Source organism: Oceanobacillus timonensis, assembly GCF_900166635.1.
GTDB classification, from domain to species: Bacteria; Bacillota; Bacilli; order Bacillales; family Amphibacillaceae; genus Oceanobacillus; species Oceanobacillus timonensis.
On sequence record NZ_LT800497.1, the window covers coordinates 1,177,047 to 1,195,720 of the forward strand.

Here is an 18,674-nt window from a genome sequence, read left to right on the forward strand (position 1 = left end):
ACTGCCTTTCTATCCATTAAATTAATCGAAATGATTGACTGGTTGTTTCTTTACTATTTGGCCCTACAAATATATTGAATTCACCTGGATCACTTGTGTAACTCATATCTGCATGATAATAGCGAAGTTGTTCTTCCGTTAAAGTAAATTGCACTTCTTTCGTTTCTCCTGCACCTAAGTTGATTTTTTGGAAACCTTTTAATTCTTTCACAGGTCTTACTACTTCTCCAACTACATCCTGAATATAAAGCTGTACTGTTTCTGCTCCGGAACGTCTGCCTTTATTGCTTACCTTGATGGAAATAGTCAAAGTATCGTCAGTTTTCAATTGATCAGTAGAAAGCTGAAGCTCTTGATAAGAAAAAGTAGTATAACTTAAGCCATAGCCAAATGGAAACAATGGTTCATTAGGGCTGTCGAGATACTGGGATACATATCTTACTTGTGCATCAGCAGCACCTTTAGGTCGACCGGTATTGTAATGATTGTAGTAGACAGGTACTTGTCCAACACTATAAGGGAAGGACATGGTTAATTTTCCTGAGAAGTTCTGGTCTCCATATAGCAGATCAGCTAATGCATTTCCTCCTTCTGTACCAGGGAACCAAGCTTCTACCAACGCATCGGAATGTTCTATGACACCGTGTAAGTCAAGTGGACGTCCATTAAATAAAATCGTTACAATGGGTTTCTCTAGTTTGGCCAAAGCAGCTAGTAAGTGCAACTGTGCTTCAGGTAACTGAATGTCTGTTAATGAACCTGCTTCACCACTCATAATAGAATCTTCCCCTAAAGCTACGACTATTACATCTGCTTTTTTCCCAATTTGGATTGCTTCCTCTAATGAACTAGAATTAATATTTTCTACTTCGCAACCTTTGGATATCAATAATTCTTGTTCTGCTTTTTTCCCCATTCCTTGTTGGAGTGTCACAGCATCTTCTTTGGAACCTAGCCAAGACCATTGCCCAAGGATATCGCCGCTGTTAGCAAATGGACCAATTAAGGCCACTTTCTGTGAGGTAGTTAAAGGCAAGACCTGTTCATTCTTTAATAGTACCGAGCTTTCGGCAGCAACTTGTTTGGTTGCTGTTCGATGGGACGGCGACATAATTACCTCTTCTTCTTTAGCAGCATCTGCTCCGCGATATGGATTTTCAAATAAACCTAAGTCTTCTTTTAACTGAAGGATGCGTAAGACAGACTGATTAATTATACTTTCTTCGATGTTGCCGGTTTCTACTAGCTCATGAAGGTGGCTGATATAACAATCGGTCATCATTTCAATATCTGTTCCCGCACGTAGTGTTTTAGCAGCTGCTTCCGCTTTATCCGCTGCCACCCCATGTGGAATCAGCTCTTTTACTGCTCCCCAATCAGAAATCATTACACCGTCAAAGCCCCATTCTTGACGAAGGAGTCCATTCATTAAGGTTTGATTTGCGGTAGCAGGAATTCCATCTATGGTGTTAAAAGAAGACATCATCATTTTACAGCCTTCGTCGAGTGCTGCCTTATAAGCAGGTAAATATAATTCTTGAAGTTGCCGATCAGACATATTTACCGTATTATAATCACGTCCGCCTTCTGCTGCTCCATATGCAGCGAAATGTTTCACACAAGCTGCTACATGTTCGGTGCTTTCTTTTAAGTTATTACCTTGAAAACCACGTACTTGTGCCTTGGCAAATTCGCTGTTTAAATAGAGATCTTCTCCGGTAGTTTCCATAACCCTGCCCCATCTAGGGTCTCTTACAAGGTCTACCATAGGAGCAAAAGTGACATGAATCCCGGAAACTGCTGCCTCTTTAGCGGCAATGCGTGCACTCTCTTCTGCGAGCTGTGTATTCCATGAACAACCGATTGCTAATGGGATTGGAAAGATTGTTTTATATCCATGTACCACATCAGACATAAACAATAATGGTATTTTTAGCCGGTTCTCTTCTAAGTGTTTCTCTTGTATAGCGCGAATATTTGCTGCACCAGAGGCGCCAAGAACAGAACCAGTATTTTTAATATTTTCTTCTCCAATATTCATAGCTAACATAGGACCGGTAATTTCACCTGCATCTTTGGCGCCCTTAAAGAAAGGTGTTGCAAGTTGTGTTAATTGATCAATTTTTTCTTGTAACGTCATTTGATTTAGTAAGCTTTCTAACTTGGACATAAATAATTCCTCCTTCATTATCACGTACTATAAGTATGAGAATAATCATTGTAGAAACGTTTCATCAATGATTAAAACTATCCACATTTATATTAATTGTTTTTAATTACTAGTATGCATAGTTTTATATTAGGTTACGTAAAAAAAAAAGATACTTGCATGCGTTTACAAATTTAATTATAATGAAATTGATGAAACGTTTCAACAGTTTTGAGCAAAAATATGAAAAAAGATACGAATGGATGATGAGGAGTTGGCGTGCGAAGCATAAATAATAAATTAGGAGGGAAAACGTTGACGGCAAAGAAAAAACTATTAGGATTGCTTTTGTTTGGTGTAGTGATGAATTTGGCAGCGTGTTCTTCAGATGAGTCGAATACGGATGAGAATACTATTCGAGTTTGGACAATGTCTGATGGATTAGACGAGTTTGTGACAGAGTATGAAGAAGAGACTGGAATAAATGTCGAAGTACAGACAATACCCTGGGATAATGCGCACGATAAATTAGTGACAGCAGTGGCTTCTGGAGAAGGACCAGATGTTTTGCAAATAGGTTCGACCTGGATAGAAGAATTTGCAGAAGCGGGTACCTTTATGGATTTGACCGATTATATTGACAATTACGAGAATTTAAGTCCGAAAAACTTCTATGAGAGTTCGGTTGCTTTCACAGATTTTGAGGGAGAGACGGTTGGGATACCTTGGTATGTTGATACGCGGGTGTTATTTTATCGGACTGACATACTGGCAGATGTAGGTTATCCGGAAGGTCCAGCTACATGGGAGGAAATGATCGATGCCTCAGAACAATTAGCAGCACGTGGAGATGATCAATATGCGATAGATTTAGAATTTGATGATATACACTTTCCCTATATATTTGCCTGGCAGCACGGTTGGGAGTATGAGATGGATAAGGAAGCGGATAATTTTGAAAAATCAAGTTTTCGTGATGCGATAGCATTATATCAATTATTTTACGATAATGGCTATTCTCAACTAGGAGAAGGGAAGGAATTCTTCCAATCGTTTAGTGACGGATCGAAGCCGATGTTCTTTAGTGGACCATGGGATGTCCACACGATTCAAGACAGAGTGCCGGAAATTGAAGGAGACTGGAGTACACGTGTCATGCCATCTGCCGAGAATAACGATTCAATGATGGGAGGTGCCCATTTAACGGTATTCCATAACTCTCAAAAAAGGGAACAAGCACTAGATTTTATTAATTGGATGGCTGATTCAGAAACACAGGTGAAATGGTACGAGTTTATTGGAGAATTGCCAGCTAATCTGGAAGCTTGGGACGATCCAATCCTTGCCGATGATGAGATGATGAGCACGTTTGGTGAGCAGTTAGAAGCTACACCATCATCACCAGTTGTTCCACATTATGAACGAATCGGTGGTGAACTTTTAGATAGTTTAGAGAAAATCATTCGTGGCGGTGAAGATATTGACGAGTCTCTGGAAGAATTTATTAGTCAAGCGGATAGTATTCTGAATAGATAAAGCTGGAAGGAAAAGAAGCTTTTCCTAAATTCACCTATAAAAAGGGAGTGAAAGAAGAACATGAATAATTTTAAAATGAAAATGACACCGTTTTTATTTATTGGTCCGGCAGTAATTATTTTAATATTGTTTGCCTTCTTGCCAATCTTGGTGGCATTAGTATTGAGTTTTACCGATACCAATCTAGTCGGTCTGGCGAACCATTCCGATATTAATTTCATTGGAATTCGTAACTACATTAATTTGCTTAGTGATGGTAATTTTCTTCAATCCATAGGGAACACTTTCTTCTATGTGATTATTGGTGTACCGTTGTCAGTTGGCTCTTCCTTTTTGATTGCGGTATTCCTTCATTCGGTGGGCAGGTGGTTAGCTTCTACCTTTCGAGTTATTTATTATGTACCGTCTGTTACAAACATTGTGGCGATTGCGGTAGTGTGGGGATTCTTGTATAACCAAGAATATGGGCTGTTCAACTATTTATTATCTCTAGTTGATATTGGCAGAGTACCTTGGTTGGAGGACCCATTTGTGGCCAAGCTATCTTTAATTTTATTAGCTGTTTGGAAGAGTAATGGTGTTAGTATGTTAATTTTCTTAGCCGCATTACAATCCATTCCGCGTACGTACTATGAAGCAGCTGATATAGACGGGGCAAATAGGTGGCAAAAATTAAGATACATTACCATTCCATCGATGAGTTTTGCAACCTTTTTCGTTACAATTACTACTTTAATCGGCTGGATGCAATTCTTCGAGGAACCGTTTGTAATGACAGAGGGTGGACCGTTAAACGGCACAAATTCGATTGCTTTATTTATCTATCAAGAAGGTTTCCAATATAGTGAATTTGGTTATGGTGCTGCTGCCTCGTTTATTCTGTTCGCATTTATAATTATAGCAACATTGATTCAATTCAAATTCCGAAATAAAGATCAATCATTGTGAGGTGAGTAATTATGTACTTACGAAATAGATTAGAAAAAAAAATTGTAGTGATTATATTAACGATAGGTGGTATCTTAGTTTCTCTTCCCTTTATTTGGATGATACTAAGTTCTTTTAAGAACGATCAAGAAGTGTTGAGTGTTCCACCAACATTGTTTCCTCAAGATCCAACATTAGAACATTATATTAATTTGTTTCAGAATTTAAATTTTGACGTTTATTTAATCAATACGCTCATTATCGTTTTGTGTTCGATGGTTGGTTTGCTGTTGAATACAATGGCAGGTTATGGTTTTGGTAAATTTCAATTTAAAGGGAAAGAAATTTGGTTTATCGTTGTTTTAGTTACCATGATGTTACCTGCTCAAGTGACAATGGTTCCTACTTATTTAATCTTAAATGAAATGGGGTTAACAAATACGATGAGTGGGATTGTCCTTCCAGGTTTGGTTGCAGCGTTTAATATCTTTTTGATTAGACAGTTTATGGTGACGATTCCGGATGCTTTAATAGAAGCTGCACGATTAGATGGTGCAGGTGAATTTTATATTTTCTTCCGTTTGATTTTACCTTTATCTATGCCGGTGATAGCTGTGCAGATTATTTTGACCTTTATTGCAGCCTGGAATAGCTTCCTATGGCCGTTAATTGTTGCAAATGATGAATCGCTGTATACACTATCCGTTGGTCTGGCGTTGTTACAGGATCAGAATGTAACTAATTATGGGCTACAAATGGCAGGTTCTGCTTTTATGGTTGTGCCAATCATCATTATTTTTATCATATTCCAGAAATATATTATGGAAGGCTTTAACATTTCGGGCATTAAATAACCTATAATGCATGTTATAATAATAGGAAACGTAGCGTAACAGTATCGGAGGAACGGTAATGGCAACGATTAAGGATGTAGCGAAATTGGCTGGTGTGGCAGTATCGACAGCTTCTTACGCATTGAATAATAATGGGCGAATTAGCCAGACAACAAGGGATAAGGTGTTAAAAGCAGCCAAGGAATTAAACTATCGAAAGAATGGTATGGCCTCAGATTTAAAACGAACAAAAACCAATACCATTGCTCTGGTTTTGAGCGATTTATCAGGACCGTTTTACTCGGAGTTAATCAAAGGTGTGCAAGATATCGCGACAGCGAATGGCTTTGATCTAATTGCTTGCAGTTCTATAGGTGGAAAAGAATCGACTGCGGTTAAATTCTTAATGGAGAAACGTGTCGATGGAGCCATTATTTTGGCTAATAATATTAGTGATGCGATTACTAGGCAAGCAGCTCAAGGAGGTTTGCCACTTGTCGTATTAGATCGAAAGATGCAAGAAGAGCACATCTATCATGTGAAAATTGACAATGTGGAAGGAGGCTTTAAGGCTACTGAGTATTTGATAGAGAAGGGACATCGTCACATTTCGTATATTAGCGGACCTGTTGATTCGTATGACAATAAGAATCGGATGAAGGGATATCAAAGAGCACTTGCTAAACATCAAATAAAGGAATACTCGAAATGGAATCTAAAAGGAGATTTCACTAAAGAAGGTGGGTATCGAGCGACAAGGCTGCTTATTGCACAAGGTGAATTGCCAACAGCTATCTTTTATGGAAATGATGAGATGGCTATTGGAGGTTTACAAGTACTTAAGGAAAATCAAATTCGGGTTCCGGAAGATATTTCTATCATTGGTTATGATGACATTCAGCTTTCTGAATACGTCACACCTTCTCTGACTACAATTAAACATCCTAAGTATGAAGTAGGTGCTCTATCTGTTCATTTGATTTTTCAATTGTTGGAGGGTACACAAATTAATGAGCAATATAAATTATCAACAGAGTTGGTTGAAAGAGAGTCAGTAATGGCTAAAGATAATAGATGAGAGGTGGGTGATCATTGTGTTAGTCCATAAAGTGTACGAACAAGCAGGTAATGATATACTCCCTTACTTGTTTCATACACCCCATCAATTAGCGGATCAAACAACAAAGAAGTGGCCTTTCGTTCTGTTTTTGCATGGTGCAGGAGAACGCGGAAATGATTTGAAGGAAGTAACAAAACATGGTTTTGCCATGAAGATGATGGAAACAGAAAATCAAGATGCATCGTTCATATTTGTGGCGCCTCAATGTGCAGAGGATTCATACTGGACGGAAGAATTGCCTATGTTAGATGGATTGTTAGATGAAATCATCAAGAAGTACCCAGTTGATGAACAACGAGTATATTTGACCGGGCTAAGTATGGGTGCAATTGGTGCCTGGAATCTTGCCCTTCAACAACCAGACCGTTTTGCGGCAATGGTGCCGGTTTGTGGCTCGGTTCGGCTGCCGGAACATAGAGCGAAGGAATTCTCGCAAACCTATTCTAAAGCAGAGATATGGAAGCGGTTAGAGGTGTTGCAAGATATACCGATTTGGGCGTTCCATGGTGAGGTAGATGAAGTGGTGCCAATGGATGAAACAGCTGAAATAATCAATTACCTAAAACAGTATAATGATCAAGTTAGGTTAACGATTTACCCTGGGGTAGGACATGATTCTTGGGTTCCCGCTTTTCAAGACAAAAGTCTTTATACATGGCTGTTTAAACACAAGAAGTGATAATCTGCTAGCAAGTCAATGGATGGAAAAGCGTGAGAGTAATAGGTTTAGACTCAACTAGACCTGATCACTACGGTGCTATGGTTATCATCGTGATACCATTCCCTACATTGATAAAATAGCAGAACAAGGGTGCGTTTTACTAATTATTACGTGACGGATGCACCATGTGCTACTTCGCAAAATGTATTGATGACAGGCTGGTTTGGTATCCATACTGGTAATGTCGGTCATGGCGATACCGCCGGAGATATGCAGATTGAAGGAGAAAAATGCGAATTTTATAATTTATTACAGACTGATAGCCTGCCAATATTGTTTTGGAGTGGTTAGATTGTCACTGAGAACAGGATGATTGGTTTTTATATGTGAATTATTGGAACTCGCATACTTCATATAAGGTACCTGAATCCTTTGATAATCCCTTAAGAATGAAGAGCTGTCCTGTTGGATTACGGATCAGAAAGGAGAAACTACCTACATCCATCGAAGAAGAGACAAGTTGTCAACTAACATTGTTTGACATGTTATTAGGAAGAAAAAATTCCATATGAAATGGTGCAGGATTTTGACAGAATGGATGGAGGAGACCCAACTGTTCCACCCCAGTTTCAATGTGAAAACTGCCGAGAATAAATGTATCCATAGACTGGTATACAAATTATCTGCTTCCCCTGACAAATGAAATCCTCTTAAAACAGCTATATCCATTTAGCTGTCTTTTCTTATTTCAAACGGTTATGATAAAAGTAATTATCACTTTTCCAATAAATTCGAGTATTCCGTTTTTGTTACACATTTTATTATGAAGTGAGAATATGAAACGTGAGGTAGAGAAGGGAAGTCGAGAAAATGAAAAAAACATGGTGGAAAGAAGCAACAGCCTATCAAATTTACCCAAGAAGCTTTATGGATTCGAACGGAGATGGGATTGGTGATATACAAGGCATTATCTCTAAACTAGATTATTTAAAAGACTTAGGAATCGATGTCATCTGGGTCAGCCCAGTCTATCAATCTCCTAATGATGATAATGGCTATGATATCAGTGATTATCAGGCAATTGCTGAAGAGTTCGGGACCATGGCTGATTTTGACGAGCTTTTGGAAAAAGTACATCAAAAAGGGGTGCGTCTGATTATGGATTTAGTTATAAATCATACTTCAGATGAACATCCTTGGTTTATCGAATCCAGATCATCGAAGGATAATCCATACCGCGACTATTATATTTGGCATCCCGGGAAAAACAACGGGGAAGAACCGAATAATTGGGAATCGATTTTTGGAGGTTCCGCCTGGAAATATGATGCGCAGACAAAAGAGTATTTCATGCATATTTTTTCTGAGAAACAGCCTGATTTAAATTGGGAAAATGAAGCAGTCCGCAACGATTTATACCAAATGGTCAATTGGTGGCTGGATAAAGGGATTGATGGTTTTCGGGTGGATGCAATCACACATATTAAAAAGAAACCCGGCTTTCCGGATATGCCGAATCCGAAAAAGAAAAAATATGTTCCTTCCTTTAAAGGGCATATGAATCAGGATGGCATTCATGAATTTTTACAGGAGTTTAAAAAAGCAACGCTTGATCATTACGACATCATGACTGTTGGAGAAGCCAATGGGGTGAAGCTTTCGCAGGCGGATGACTGGGTTGGCGAAGAGCATGGGGTATTTGATATGATTTTTCAATTTGACCACCTCAACCTCTGGGGACGTGAAAGTGGGGAGAGGCTTGATTTAGAAGAATTGAAGCGTGTGTTTACTACTTGGCAGAAAGGACTTGCGGATGTTGGATGGAATGCATTATTTCTAGAAAACCATGATCAGCCGCGTTCGGTTTCCAGCTGGGGAGATACCGTGCATTATCATGCAGCTTCTGCAAAAGCTTTTGCATTACTATACTTTATGATGCAGGGAACGCCGTTTATTTATCAAGGGCAGGAAATAGGGATGACTAATGCCCCGTTTGAATCAATTGAGGAATATGACGCGGTTGACGCCAAGAATTTTTATAAAGAGCAATTGGAAGAAGGAATCCCTGAAAAAGACATTTTAAAAGCGTTGGCGAAGACCAGTCGGGATCACTCACGGACACCCATGCAGTGGAACAGTAAAGAAAACGCTGGTTTTACAACAGGAACACCATGGATGAAAGTGAACCCAAATTATAAAACGGTCAATGTAGAAGCACAGCAAAAGAATCCGGATTCTATCTTCACTTTTTATAAACAGCTGATTGCCTTACGGAAACAGCAAGAAGGACTTATTTATGGGAATTATAATCTGGTGCTGGAGAATCATCCTGCGATTTATGCATATACACGGAGATATCAAAAGGATGCGTGGCTGATTCTTGTGAATGTTTTTGGAAAAGAAACAGAATATGCTCTGCCGGAACAATGGGAGAATAACGATTTAAGATTACTTATCAATAATTATGACGAAGCAGAACTAGGAAAACTAAAACCTTATCAAGCTGTTATTTATCAAATGAATTAAAGCAAAGAAAAACAGGCTCGTGTGAAAGTGCACAGTCTGTTTTTCTTTATTGGCATAAAAAATATGTAAAATACTTGTCGTTTGTTGTTAAATTTACTTTGTTAGAGGCTTCATAATTTATGAATTTTACCGATATTAAAAGTAGGTACAATGGAAAACGGGAGGATACATATGGATAAATCATCAGTGATAGGATTAATATTAGGCGTAATTGCTATCGGATTAGGAATGGTGTTTAAAGGTGCACAATTAACTGCATTACTTGAGCCGGCGGCATTTCTTATCATTTTATTAGGTACAGTTGCAGCAGTTACCATTGCATTTCCGGGAAATGTGTTAAAAAAAGTACCGGCATTATTTAAAAAATTATTTTCCAATCAAAAACAAACAGATTCCAAAGAGCTTATTACGTTATTTATGGACTGGGCAGACCAGACCCGTAAAGAAGGGCTGCTATCTTTAGAGAGTCAAGTAAGTGAAGTAAATGACCCCTTTCTTTCATCCGGTTTGCAATTGGCCATTGATGGACAGTCACCTGATTTTATTAAAGATGTCATGGTTGAAAAAATAGAAGCAATGGAGCAGCGTCACGAAGAAGGAGCTGCTATTTTCACACAAGCAGGTACTTATGCGCCGACGCTTGGTGTACTAGGAGCTGTAATTGGATTGATTGCGGCGCTTGCAGATATGTCAGATATAGACGCGTTGGGGCATGCTATTTCTGCTGCTTTTGTGGCGACATTGCTGGGGATTTTTACAGGTTACGTATTATGGCATCCGTTTGCTAATAAACTGCGTGAAAAATCAAAGCAGGAAGTGTTGCAAAAAGAGTTAATCGTGGAAGGGGTCCTGGCTATTACGACAGGTGATTCACGTTTAATTGTACAGGAAAAACTGGGATCTTTACTTTCTTCCAAAGAATTGGAGGAACTGCAGAAGAGGGATAGCGATGGCTAGAAGAAGAAGAAAGAAAAAACAATCTCATGTAGATGAATCCTGGCTGCTGCCTTATTCCGATTTATTAACATTATTAGTAGCGTTATTTATTGTTTTATTCGCTTCCAGTGATGTCAACGTGGAAAGGTATTTTCAGCTTGCGAATGTTTTCCGGGATGAATTGTCAGCTGGATCAGGAACGGGAATTTTAGAGTATGACTCGGAGCCGGTTCCTCCAAAAATGGATGAAGGCCGGGATGACGGTGATTATATGGACGAGGGAACGGACGATGAAGAAGGCAGCGAAGAAGAGGAAGAAGCTATGGAGGATGCTGATTTAGAAGGGGAACAGGAACTTCTCAGACTACAGCAGGTTCAGGAAGAAATAAACGTATATATTGAAGACGCCGGTCTGACAGAAGAATTTGGCACAGAACTGACGGGAGAAGGACTGCTGGTCAGAATGCGTAATGATATCCTGTTTGATTCGGGAAGTGCAGAGGTTAAATCGGAAGGGGTACAAGTTGCAGCAGATGTTTCTCACATTTTACATACAGAACCTCCTCATCAGGTAGTTATTAGCGGTCATGCGGATGATGTTCCTATTCATAATGCGGACTTTGATTCAAATTGGGAGTTAAGTGTAGACCGGGCGATGAACTTCATGCAACTTTTGATGCAAAACGAAGACCTTGATCCAACCTTGTTCAGCGTGAAAGGATACGGAGAATTTGATCCGGCTTATCCCAATGATACAACGGAAGACAGAGCAAGGAACAGACGTGTAGAGGTGTTGGTCTTACCTAATTATGAGATAGATGTGCCGGATGAAATAAATGAGGATTAGAAAGTAGATAGAATAGAGGGGAAATCTTATGGACACGCAACAATATTTGGATATTTTCTTAGATGAAAGCCAAGAACATTTACAATCAATTAATGATAATATATTGAAATTAGAAGAAGATACTTCTAATTTGGAGTATGTACATGAGATATTTCGCTCTGCACATACGCTAAAGGGAATGGCAGCTACAATGGGGTATGATGACATTGCATCGTTAACCCATAAAATGGAAAATGTGCTGGATTTGATTCGGAATGAAGAATTAGTTACGGATACGGAAATCATAGATATTTTATTTCTGGCAATTGATGATTTGGAAGATATGGTTGATTCTATACGTAACGGGGGCGACGGTAAAAAAGATGTCAGCGAACATGTGAAAAAGCTGGAAGCCATTGAAAAAGGAGAAAGTATGTCTTCTCCAGGTGTTACTACAACAGGGGAAGAGTCCGAAAATGAAGGAATGCATTTTAAAACTTCCGATTTAGATGAATTTCAGTTTACTGTTATTCAGCAGGCAAAAGAGCAAGGAATGATTCCTTTTGAGGTCACAGTAACTTTTGAAACGGGATGTATTCTGAAGGGTGCCAGAGCATTTATGGTTTTTGAAGTATTAGAAGACCTGGGAGAAATTATCCGTACGTTCCCGACAGTTGAGGAAATAGAAGAAGGGACCTTTGATTCTGGATTTACCCTTCTATTTTTAACAGACCAGACGCCGGATGATTTGATAAAAGCGATAAAAAATGTGTCCGAAGTCGAAGCGGTGGAAGCACATGTTATGGAAATAGATGATAAAATGCTTCATCCTCAAGCCGAGAAAAAGGAAAAAACAGTGGAAGCCGAACAAGCGCAAACGGATAAAAAGCCGGTCAGTGAAAAGGCAACAGAAGTCCCGGTGAAGAAAGATGAAACAAAGACAGATACATCAAAGAAAAAGGATTCAGCATCCACTAACGGGAAAAAAGCAACTTCTAAAAATATCCGGGTTAATCTCGATAAAATTGATAATCTGTTAAATTTATTTGAAGAGGTTGTTATAGATAGAAGTCGCTTAGAGGTACTTGTTTCCTCGATAGATAATAATGATTTAAGAGAAACCGTCGAACACTTAAGCAGAGTGAGTTCGGATATGCAGTCATTGATTCTTGCTATGCGGATGGTGCCGATTGAGCAGGTTTTCAATCGTTTTCCGCGAATGATTCGTCAGCTGGCCAAAGATTTAAATAAAAAAATTAATCTGGAAATAAAAGGAGCAGATACAGAAGTAGACCGTACTGTCATTGATGAAATTGGCGATCCGCTTGTTCATTTGATTCGTAATTCTTGTGACCATGGTATTGAAAGTCCGGAGAAACGGTTAGCAAATAATAAGCCGGAAGAAGGCAAACTGACATTACATGCTTACCACAGTGGAAATCATGTGTTTGTGGAAATTGAAGATGACGGGGCTGGAATTAACCGTGAAAAGGTGTCGGAAAAAGCAATTGAAAATCATATTATTACAGCGCAAGAAGCGAAAGAATTGACAGATGATCAAGTTGCTGCATTAATTATGAGCTCGGGTTTCAGTACAGCAGATACCATTTCCGATGTTTCCGGACGCGGTGTCGGATTAGATGTTGTTAAAAATAAGATAGAGGCTTTAGGCGGTAAAATTTCTGTTACCACAACATCCGGAAAAGGAAGCATTTTTTCCATCCAGCTCCCATTAACATTATCGATTATTACAACGATGCTTGTGCATGTTCAGAAGGAAACATTCGCCATTCCGTTAACTTCTATTTTAGAGACGGTTATACTGCCGAAAGAGAAGATTATGTATGCGCAAGGTGCTGATGTGATTGATTATCGTGGTAAAATCATACCTGTCTTGTTTTTAGGAAAAGTGCTGAAGGTTCCAGATTACCATTCACAAGCAGATCGTTACTCTACTGTTATTATTAAAAAAGGAGATAAGTTGTTAGGGCTGGTTGTTGATGAATTAATCGGACAGCAGGAAGTAGTATTAAAATCGCTTGGGAATTATCTAGGAGAAGTCTTTATCGTTTCAGGGGCGACGATTTTAGGTGATGGAGAGGTAGCTCTTATTATTGATCCCAATGCATTAATGGAGTAAATGGAATGTCCAGGAAAGGGGAAAATGAATGGATACAGATAAACATATAATATTTAGATTAAAAGAACAAACCTTTGCAGTTCATGTGCAGCAAATTGTTTCCATAGAACGGGCTTTATCTTTGACGAAGGTTCCCCGTACACCTGATTTTCTAAAAGGGGTCACGGAAATGCGCGGGATGATGACGCCGATTATCGATTTACGTGAAAGGTTGGATCTTGGTACTGTCGAAATAACCGATCAGACAAGAACGCTTGTGGTGCAAGTGGATGAGATGCAAATTGGTATGGTCGTTGATCAGGCAACAGAAGTGAAGGATATACCCGCTTCATTCATTAAATCTGCACCGAAGCTGGTAGGGGAAATAAAAGATACCTTTTTATTAGGTGTAGCAACCATAGACAAGGAACTAATCTTATTATTAGACTTAGAACAGATTATCCAGTTTACCGAAAGAAATCAACTCAAAGAAATAATAGAAGAAATAGATAACCCGGAGCAATCCATAGAAAATTAATTTAAAAACACTTAATCAAGTATTTCTGATTAAGTGTTTTTATTAAATGAAAATAAGAATAGGAGTATTTCCTGGGAAATATTATAGAATAATTTGTAGAAATAACTGTTATACACAGAAATGAATATTTCCATAGCCAAAACAGGAGGATTTCCATTATACTTAAATCAGACAATAGAGAAATGAGGAATGGCATAAATGACAAAACCTATTAAACTAATTGCTTTGGATATGGATGGGACATTACTAAACCCGGCCCTCGAGATATCCAAACGCAATAAAGCAGCAATCCAAGAAGCGTTAAATCAAGGCATCCAAGTAGTCTTAAGTACGGGACGGGGAATGGACACATGTTATCCATATGCGCAAGACTTAAACTTACAGACTTTTTTGATCACAGCTAATGGCGGGGAAGTATGGACGATGGAAAAAGAGTTACTGCAAAGAAAACTGCTTTCTGCTAATATTGTAGAAGACTTAAATCAAATTACAAAAGAAAAGGGCGTACGTCGTTGGATGATTTCTACTGAAAAAGTATTTCAAGAGGATGAAATTGTAAACATCCATGATTATCAATGGTTAAAATTTGGATGTGCTTCGGAAAATCCGGAAAAACTGCGAGAAGTACAGGAAAGATTAATGGAATGGGAGGAGCTGGAATTAACGAATTCCTTACCTACAAATATTGAAATTAATCCAAAAGGTGTAAGTAAAGCAAACGCATTAGATTTTCTATGTGAGCGTACTGGTATTTCAATGGAGGAAATCATGGCAGTTGGCGACAGTCTGAATGATATGAAAATGATTCAAAAAGTCGGCGTAGGTGTCGCAATGGGAAATGCGCAAGATGTCATAAAAGAAGCAGCTAACGCTGTCACATTCAGCAATATAGAAGATGGTGTCGGGAAAGCTATTGAAAAATTTGCTTTAAAATAATGAATCTGTCAAGAGACAATTCAAAAGGTTACGTGGTATATAAATGAAAGAGGGAAATCGGACAGTATTATAGTAATACTGTCCGGTTTTTTAGGAATGAAGCATAAATGAAAAAAGGGTGCATAAAATAAAAAAGAAGAGCATTTTAATTTTGAAAGAAGGACAGTATACAGAATAGGAAAATGGTACAAGCTATAAGAAGATGCCAACGGAAAAAAGAACCTGACAAAGATATTATCATTGAAAAGATTTCGAAAAGTTGTTATGCTTAAAAGTTTCACTCTTTCATTAATTAGCGTATACTGTATATAAGGGTGTGTTGTCAGAGTCCGTTTTAACGGGTTTTGAAACATTCTCTATAAGGAAGGGAGATGCTATAATGTCTTTTTCTCGCGGACCAAAAGAACCAGTACAAGAAGTTGAAACGAATGTATGGTCATGTACGCAAGAAGATTGTCAAGGATGGATGAGAGAATCATTTAGTTTTGAAGATGAACCGAGCTGCCCTTTATGTCAATCTGAAATGACAAAAGAAGTTCGCGTAATTCCGGAATTGAAGTAAATAGTATCTCTATTATTTAGTAGGATCAGACGCAGGATGAAGGGAAGCAGCATTTTTCACCTGTGTTAATCAGGAGATCTAGCGCTCGTTTATAATAAAAGAAGGGAAGGCGCTTATGCTGTGAAAAAGCCCCTGCATTGATTGGTGCAGGGGCTTTTTGCTGATTAAAAATAAAATAGTTGAAATTATTGTAAAAGTGAAATATAATTTGCTATACTTATAGTAACAAACAAATGAATACTACCACTAAATTGTAATCGCTTACACTAAAGGAGGAATTTGAATGAGATATGCTAATCCAAATACAGAAGGTGCTATTGTAAATTATGAAAAGCGTTATGATAATTACATTGGCGGGAAATATCAGCCGCCGGTAAAGGGAAACTACTTTGAAAATACAACCCCGATTACAGGGGAAGTGTTTTGCGAGTTGGCCCGTTCCACAAAAGAAGATGTTGACGCGGCAATTGATGCAGCATATGAAGCAAAAGATGCCTGGGGAGAAACTTCTGTTGCCGAACGTGCGCTTATTTTACACCGTATTGCTGATCGTATGGAAGAAAATCTGGAAAAATTGGCAGTAGCGGAGAGCTGGGAGAATGGAAAAGCAGTCCGTGAGACATTGGCAGCAGATATTCCGTTGGCAATTGACCATTTCCGTTATTTTGCAGGTACGATTCGTGCGCAAGAAGGAACGTTAAGCCAAATTGATAATGATACGGTTGCTTATCATTTCCATGAACCTTTAGGAGTTGTTGGCCAAATTATTCCATGGAACTTCCCGATACTCATGGCAACTTGGAAACTGGCACCGGCGTTAGCTGCCGGAAACTGTGTTGTGTTGAAGCCTGCTGAACAGACGCCGGCGTCCATTCATGTTCTGCTTGATTTAATAAAGGACTTATTGCCGGATGGTGTCTTAAATATTGTAAATGGCTTTGGTGTAGAAGCCGGAAAACCACTTGCAACGAATAGTCGTATTGCAAAAATTGCCTTTACTGGAGAAACGACAACAGGACGTCTGATTATGCAGTATGCGTCTGAAAATATTATTCCGGTAACACTGGAACTGGGTGGAAAGTCGCCTAATATATTCTTTGAGGATATTTTGGATAAGGATGACAGCTTTGTTGATAAAGCAATTGAAGGAATGGTTATGTTTGCTTTGAACCAGGGAGAAGTTTGCACATGTCCTTCCCGGGCACTTGTCCACGAATCAATTTATGATCGCTTTATGGAAAAAGCAATTGAACGTGTCAAACAAATTAAAATTGGACACCCGCTGGATACAGAGACCATGATGGGGGCACAGGCTTCGGAAGAACAATTTGAAAAAATTAAATCTTATCTCGATATTGGTAAGCAGGAAGGTGCTGAGATTCTTGTTGGCGGTGAGGTGAATGAGCTTGACGGCGAACTGGCCTCCGGATATTATGTCCAGCCAACGATTTTCAAAGGAAATAATAAGATGCGTATTTTCCAGGAAGAGATTTTTGGCCCAGTATTAGCCGTAACTACATTTAAAGATAAAGAAGAGGCATTGGAAATTGCGAATGATACGCTTTATGGATTAGGTTCCGGTATCTGGACACGCGATATGAATACAGCCTATCGTTTTGGGCGTGGCATTCAGGCTGGACGTGTATGGACAAATTGTTATCATCAATATCCGGCACATGCTGCGTTTGGAGGCTATAAAAAGTCAGGAATCGGCAGAGAAAACCATTTAATGATGCTGGATCATTATCAGCAGACAAAAAACTTGCTCGTCAGCTATAGTGAAAGTCCAGACGGCTTATTCTAGTATAATACTGAAAATGGATGAGAATGTGCATCTGTAGTGATGGCAGGCATAGATTACACATATGCCTGCCGTGATGCGCTAAGTTAGCAAACGTTCTCCATTGATTTTAATAAGGAGGTATTTTCCATGGTAGACAGAGTGGTTGCGACACAGGGTGCCCAGGATTTGATGACAAAATTAAAGGATATCCATGGTCCGCTTATGTTCCATCAATCAGGAGGTTGTTGTGACGGGAGTTCACCAATGTGCTATCCGCTTGGAGAATTGAAAACTGGTGATTCCGATATTTTATTGGGGAATCTGCAGGGAGATATCCCGTTTTATATTTCCAAAGATCAATTTGAATATTGGAAACACACCCAGCTTATTATTGATGTTGTCAATGGAAGAGGCGGCATGTTTTCATTGGAAGGACCTGAAGGAAAAAGATTTTTAACACGTTCCAGAGTATTTACAGAGGAAGAGACAGAAGCATTACACGCAAGGTCTTCATGATGCAGACAGGGAAGTATCGCACTTTCCTGTTTGCATCATAAACAACGAAAGTGGAACTGGAGTTTTTTGCCAGCTGCTTTTCGTTACCACACGTTAAAAAATAAAATGTACTTGATTTTTTCAAAAAAATCGGATAGAATAAATTAACTGAAAATTTAGATGTGTATATTGAATAAGGGGGGATAATAAGATGGTTACTGTAAAAATGTTAAAACCTTATTATGTAAAGACCGAGGAAAAGTATATACGGATTATTTTAGCGTATCAGTATTTCTCAATTATTATGAATAAGAATATATATCAATTTATCCCTGTTAAATCTACAGAAGTCCGTATTAACCGCAAAACGAAGAAAATTGAAAATACCGAGGATGTTTTCGCATTTCAAAAAGAGAAAGAAGTATTGACTATTTCCATGTCACAATTGGTTTCGGTTCCCGGCTTTTTAGAAATGCTTCACCGTATAGCTGAATCCTATTATTTACCTGAAGATACAGAGGTTGTTTCAGATCAGCAAAGAGCTTTGGATCAACTGGTATCTGAATTAGAGGATGAAAATGTAAAACGACTCATTGATAAAGCGATTGATAATGAAGATAAAGAAACGTTTTTAGAATTAACAAATACCTTGAAACATAAATAATATAAATGGCTTATATGTTTATAAGCGTCCCGACATAGCTGTTTGGCAAAGAAGTATTGTTGC

17 protein-coding genes are annotated in these 18,674 nt (G+C 38.6%); 16 read left to right on the forward strand and 1 reads right to left on the reverse strand.

Annotated elements, in window-relative coordinates; all coding sequences use genetic code 11:
* Positions 1–16 precede the first annotated feature (16 nt).
* Positions 17–2,170 carry a beta-glucosidase BglX gene (bglX, locus tag B7E05_RS05675; protein ID WP_080873209.1) on the reverse strand — a complete coding sequence of 718 codons (2,154 nt, stop codon included), beginning with the start codon at positions 2,168–2,170 and terminating at the stop codon, positions 17–19.
* Between the two features lie 294 nt (positions 2,171–2,464).
* Between bglX and B7E05_RS05680 the strand changes: the two genes are divergently transcribed.
* From B7E05_RS05680 to B7E05_RS05755, 16 genes are all read left to right on the forward strand, one after another.
* Positions 2,465–3,685: an extracellular solute-binding protein gene (locus tag B7E05_RS05680; RefSeq protein ID WP_245832983.1), complete on the forward strand. Its 1,221-nt coding sequence runs from the start codon at positions 2,465–2,467 to the stop codon at positions 3,683–3,685.
* Positions 3,686–3,745: 60 nt separating this feature from the next.
* Positions 3,746–4,633, forward strand: coding sequence for a carbohydrate ABC transporter permease (locus tag B7E05_RS05685; protein WP_080873211.1), 888 nt, complete (start codon positions 3,746–3,748; stop codon positions 4,631–4,633).
* Between the two features lie 11 nt (positions 4,634–4,644).
* Entirely contained in the window at positions 4,645–5,466 is an 822-nt protein-coding gene (locus tag B7E05_RS05690) for a carbohydrate ABC transporter permease (protein WP_080873213.1), read from the forward strand.
* A gap of 58 nt (positions 5,467–5,524) precedes the next feature.
* Positions 5,525–6,523, forward strand: a complete 999-nt coding sequence (locus B7E05_RS05695) for a LacI family DNA-binding transcriptional regulator (RefSeq protein WP_080873215.1) — start codon at positions 5,525–5,527, stop codon at positions 6,521–6,523.
* A gap of 16 nt (positions 6,524–6,539) precedes the next feature.
* The gene (locus B7E05_RS05700; RefSeq protein ID WP_080873217.1) at positions 6,540–7,244 is read left to right on the forward strand and encodes a carboxylesterase family protein; all 705 of its coding nucleotides are present in this window, start codon (positions 6,540–6,542) and stop codon (positions 7,242–7,244) included.
* A 132-nt stretch (positions 7,245–7,376) separates the two neighbouring features.
* Complete coding sequence (locus B7E05_RS05705) at positions 7,377–7,577, forward strand: hypothetical protein (protein WP_080873220.1); 201 nt, start codon at positions 7,377–7,379, stop codon at positions 7,575–7,577.
* Positions 7,578–8,096: 519 nt separating this feature from the next.
* Positions 8,097–9,752 (forward strand): glycoside hydrolase family 13 protein, encoded by a 1,656-nt coding sequence (locus tag B7E05_RS05710; protein ID WP_080873222.1) that lies wholly within the window; start codon positions 8,097–8,099, stop codon positions 9,750–9,752.
* A 171-nt stretch (positions 9,753–9,923) separates the two neighbouring features.
* Positions 9,924–10,709, forward strand: a complete 786-nt coding sequence (gene motA, locus B7E05_RS05715; RefSeq protein WP_080873225.1) for a flagellar motor stator protein MotA — start codon at positions 9,924–9,926, stop codon at positions 10,707–10,709.
* Positions 10,702–11,535, forward strand: a complete 834-nt coding sequence (locus B7E05_RS05720) for a flagellar motor protein MotB (RefSeq protein WP_080873227.1) — start codon at positions 10,702–10,704, stop codon at positions 11,533–11,535. The genes motA and B7E05_RS05720 overlap by 8 nt, the downstream gene beginning before the upstream one ends.
* A 28-nt stretch (positions 11,536–11,563) precedes the next feature.
* Complete coding sequence (locus B7E05_RS05725) at positions 11,564–13,654, forward strand: chemotaxis protein CheA (protein WP_080873228.1); 2,091 nt, start codon at positions 11,564–11,566, stop codon at positions 13,652–13,654.
* 28 nt (positions 13,655–13,682) lie between these two features.
* Positions 13,683–14,171: a chemotaxis protein CheW gene (locus tag B7E05_RS05730; protein ID WP_080873229.1), complete on the forward strand. Its 489-nt coding sequence runs from the start codon at positions 13,683–13,685 to the stop codon at positions 14,169–14,171.
* A gap of 198 nt (positions 14,172–14,369) precedes the next feature.
* The gene (locus B7E05_RS05735; protein ID WP_080873231.1) at positions 14,370–15,107 is read left to right on the forward strand and encodes a Cof-type HAD-IIB family hydrolase; all 738 of its coding nucleotides are present in this window, start codon (positions 14,370–14,372) and stop codon (positions 15,105–15,107) included.
* Positions 15,108–15,486: 379 nt separating this feature from the next.
* The gene (locus B7E05_RS05740; protein WP_080873232.1) at positions 15,487–15,669 is read left to right on the forward strand and encodes a cold-shock protein; all 183 of its coding nucleotides are present in this window, start codon (positions 15,487–15,489) and stop codon (positions 15,667–15,669) included.
* Positions 15,670–15,952: 283 nt separating this feature from the next.
* Positions 15,953–17,473 carry an acetaldehyde dehydrogenase ExaC gene (exaC, locus tag B7E05_RS05745; protein WP_080873234.1) on the forward strand — a complete coding sequence of 507 codons (1,521 nt, stop codon included), beginning with the start codon at positions 15,953–15,955 and terminating at the stop codon, positions 17,471–17,473.
* Positions 17,474–17,599: 126 nt separating this feature from the next.
* On the forward strand, positions 17,600–17,968 hold the full coding sequence (locus tag B7E05_RS05750) for a DUF779 domain-containing protein (protein ID WP_080873235.1): 369 nt from the start codon (positions 17,600–17,602) through the stop codon (positions 17,966–17,968).
* Positions 17,969–18,158: 190 nt separating this feature from the next.
* A complete protein-coding gene (locus tag B7E05_RS05755) occupies positions 18,159–18,611 on the forward strand; it encodes an IDEAL domain-containing protein (protein WP_080873237.1) in 453 nt (150 codons plus the stop codon).
* The last annotated feature ends 63 nt before the right edge of the window (positions 18,612–18,674 follow it).

Bases quoted from the DNA above. Each gene is read 5' to 3' on its own strand.
- B7E05_RS05720 (WP_080873227.1), top strand. From the start codon at position 10,702: ATGGCTAGAAGAAGAAGAAAGAAAAAACAATCTCATGTAGATGAATCC.
- motA (WP_080873225.1), top strand. From the start codon at position 9,924: ATGGATAAATCATCAGTGATAGGATTAATATTAGGCGTAATTGCTATC.
- B7E05_RS05740 (WP_080873232.1), top strand. From the start codon at position 15,487: ATGTCTTTTTCTCGCGGACCAAAAGAACCAGTACAAGAAGTTGAAACG.
- B7E05_RS05750 (WP_080873235.1), top strand. From the start codon at position 17,600: ATGGTAGACAGAGTGGTTGCGACACAGGGTGCCCAGGATTTGATGACA.
- B7E05_RS05735 (WP_080873231.1), top strand. From the start codon at position 14,370: ATGACAAAACCTATTAAACTAATTGCTTTGGATATGGATGGGACATTA.
- B7E05_RS05710 (WP_080873222.1), top strand. From the start codon at position 8,097: ATGAAAAAAACATGGTGGAAAGAAGCAACAGCCTATCAAATTTACCCA.
- B7E05_RS05730 (WP_080873229.1), top strand. From the start codon at position 13,683: ATGGATACAGATAAACATATAATATTTAGATTAAAAGAACAAACCTTT.
- B7E05_RS05695 (WP_080873215.1), top strand. From the start codon at position 5,525: ATGGCAACGATTAAGGATGTAGCGAAATTGGCTGGTGTGGCAGTATCG.
- bglX (WP_080873209.1), bottom strand. From the start codon at position 2,170: ATGTCCAAGTTAGAAAGCTTACTAAATCAAATGACGTTACAAGAAAAA.
- B7E05_RS05685 (WP_080873211.1), top strand. From the start codon at position 3,746: ATGAATAATTTTAAAATGAAAATGACACCGTTTTTATTTATTGGTCCG.
- B7E05_RS05755 (WP_080873237.1), top strand. From the start codon at position 18,159: ATGGTTACTGTAAAAATGTTAAAACCTTATTATGTAAAGACCGAGGAA.
- B7E05_RS05725 (WP_080873228.1), top strand. From the start codon at position 11,564: ATGGACACGCAACAATATTTGGATATTTTCTTAGATGAAAGCCAAGAA.
- exaC (WP_080873234.1), top strand. From the start codon at position 15,953: ATGAGATATGCTAATCCAAATACAGAAGGTGCTATTGTAAATTATGAA.
- B7E05_RS05690 (WP_080873213.1), top strand. From the start codon at position 4,645: ATGTACTTACGAAATAGATTAGAAAAAAAAATTGTAGTGATTATATTA.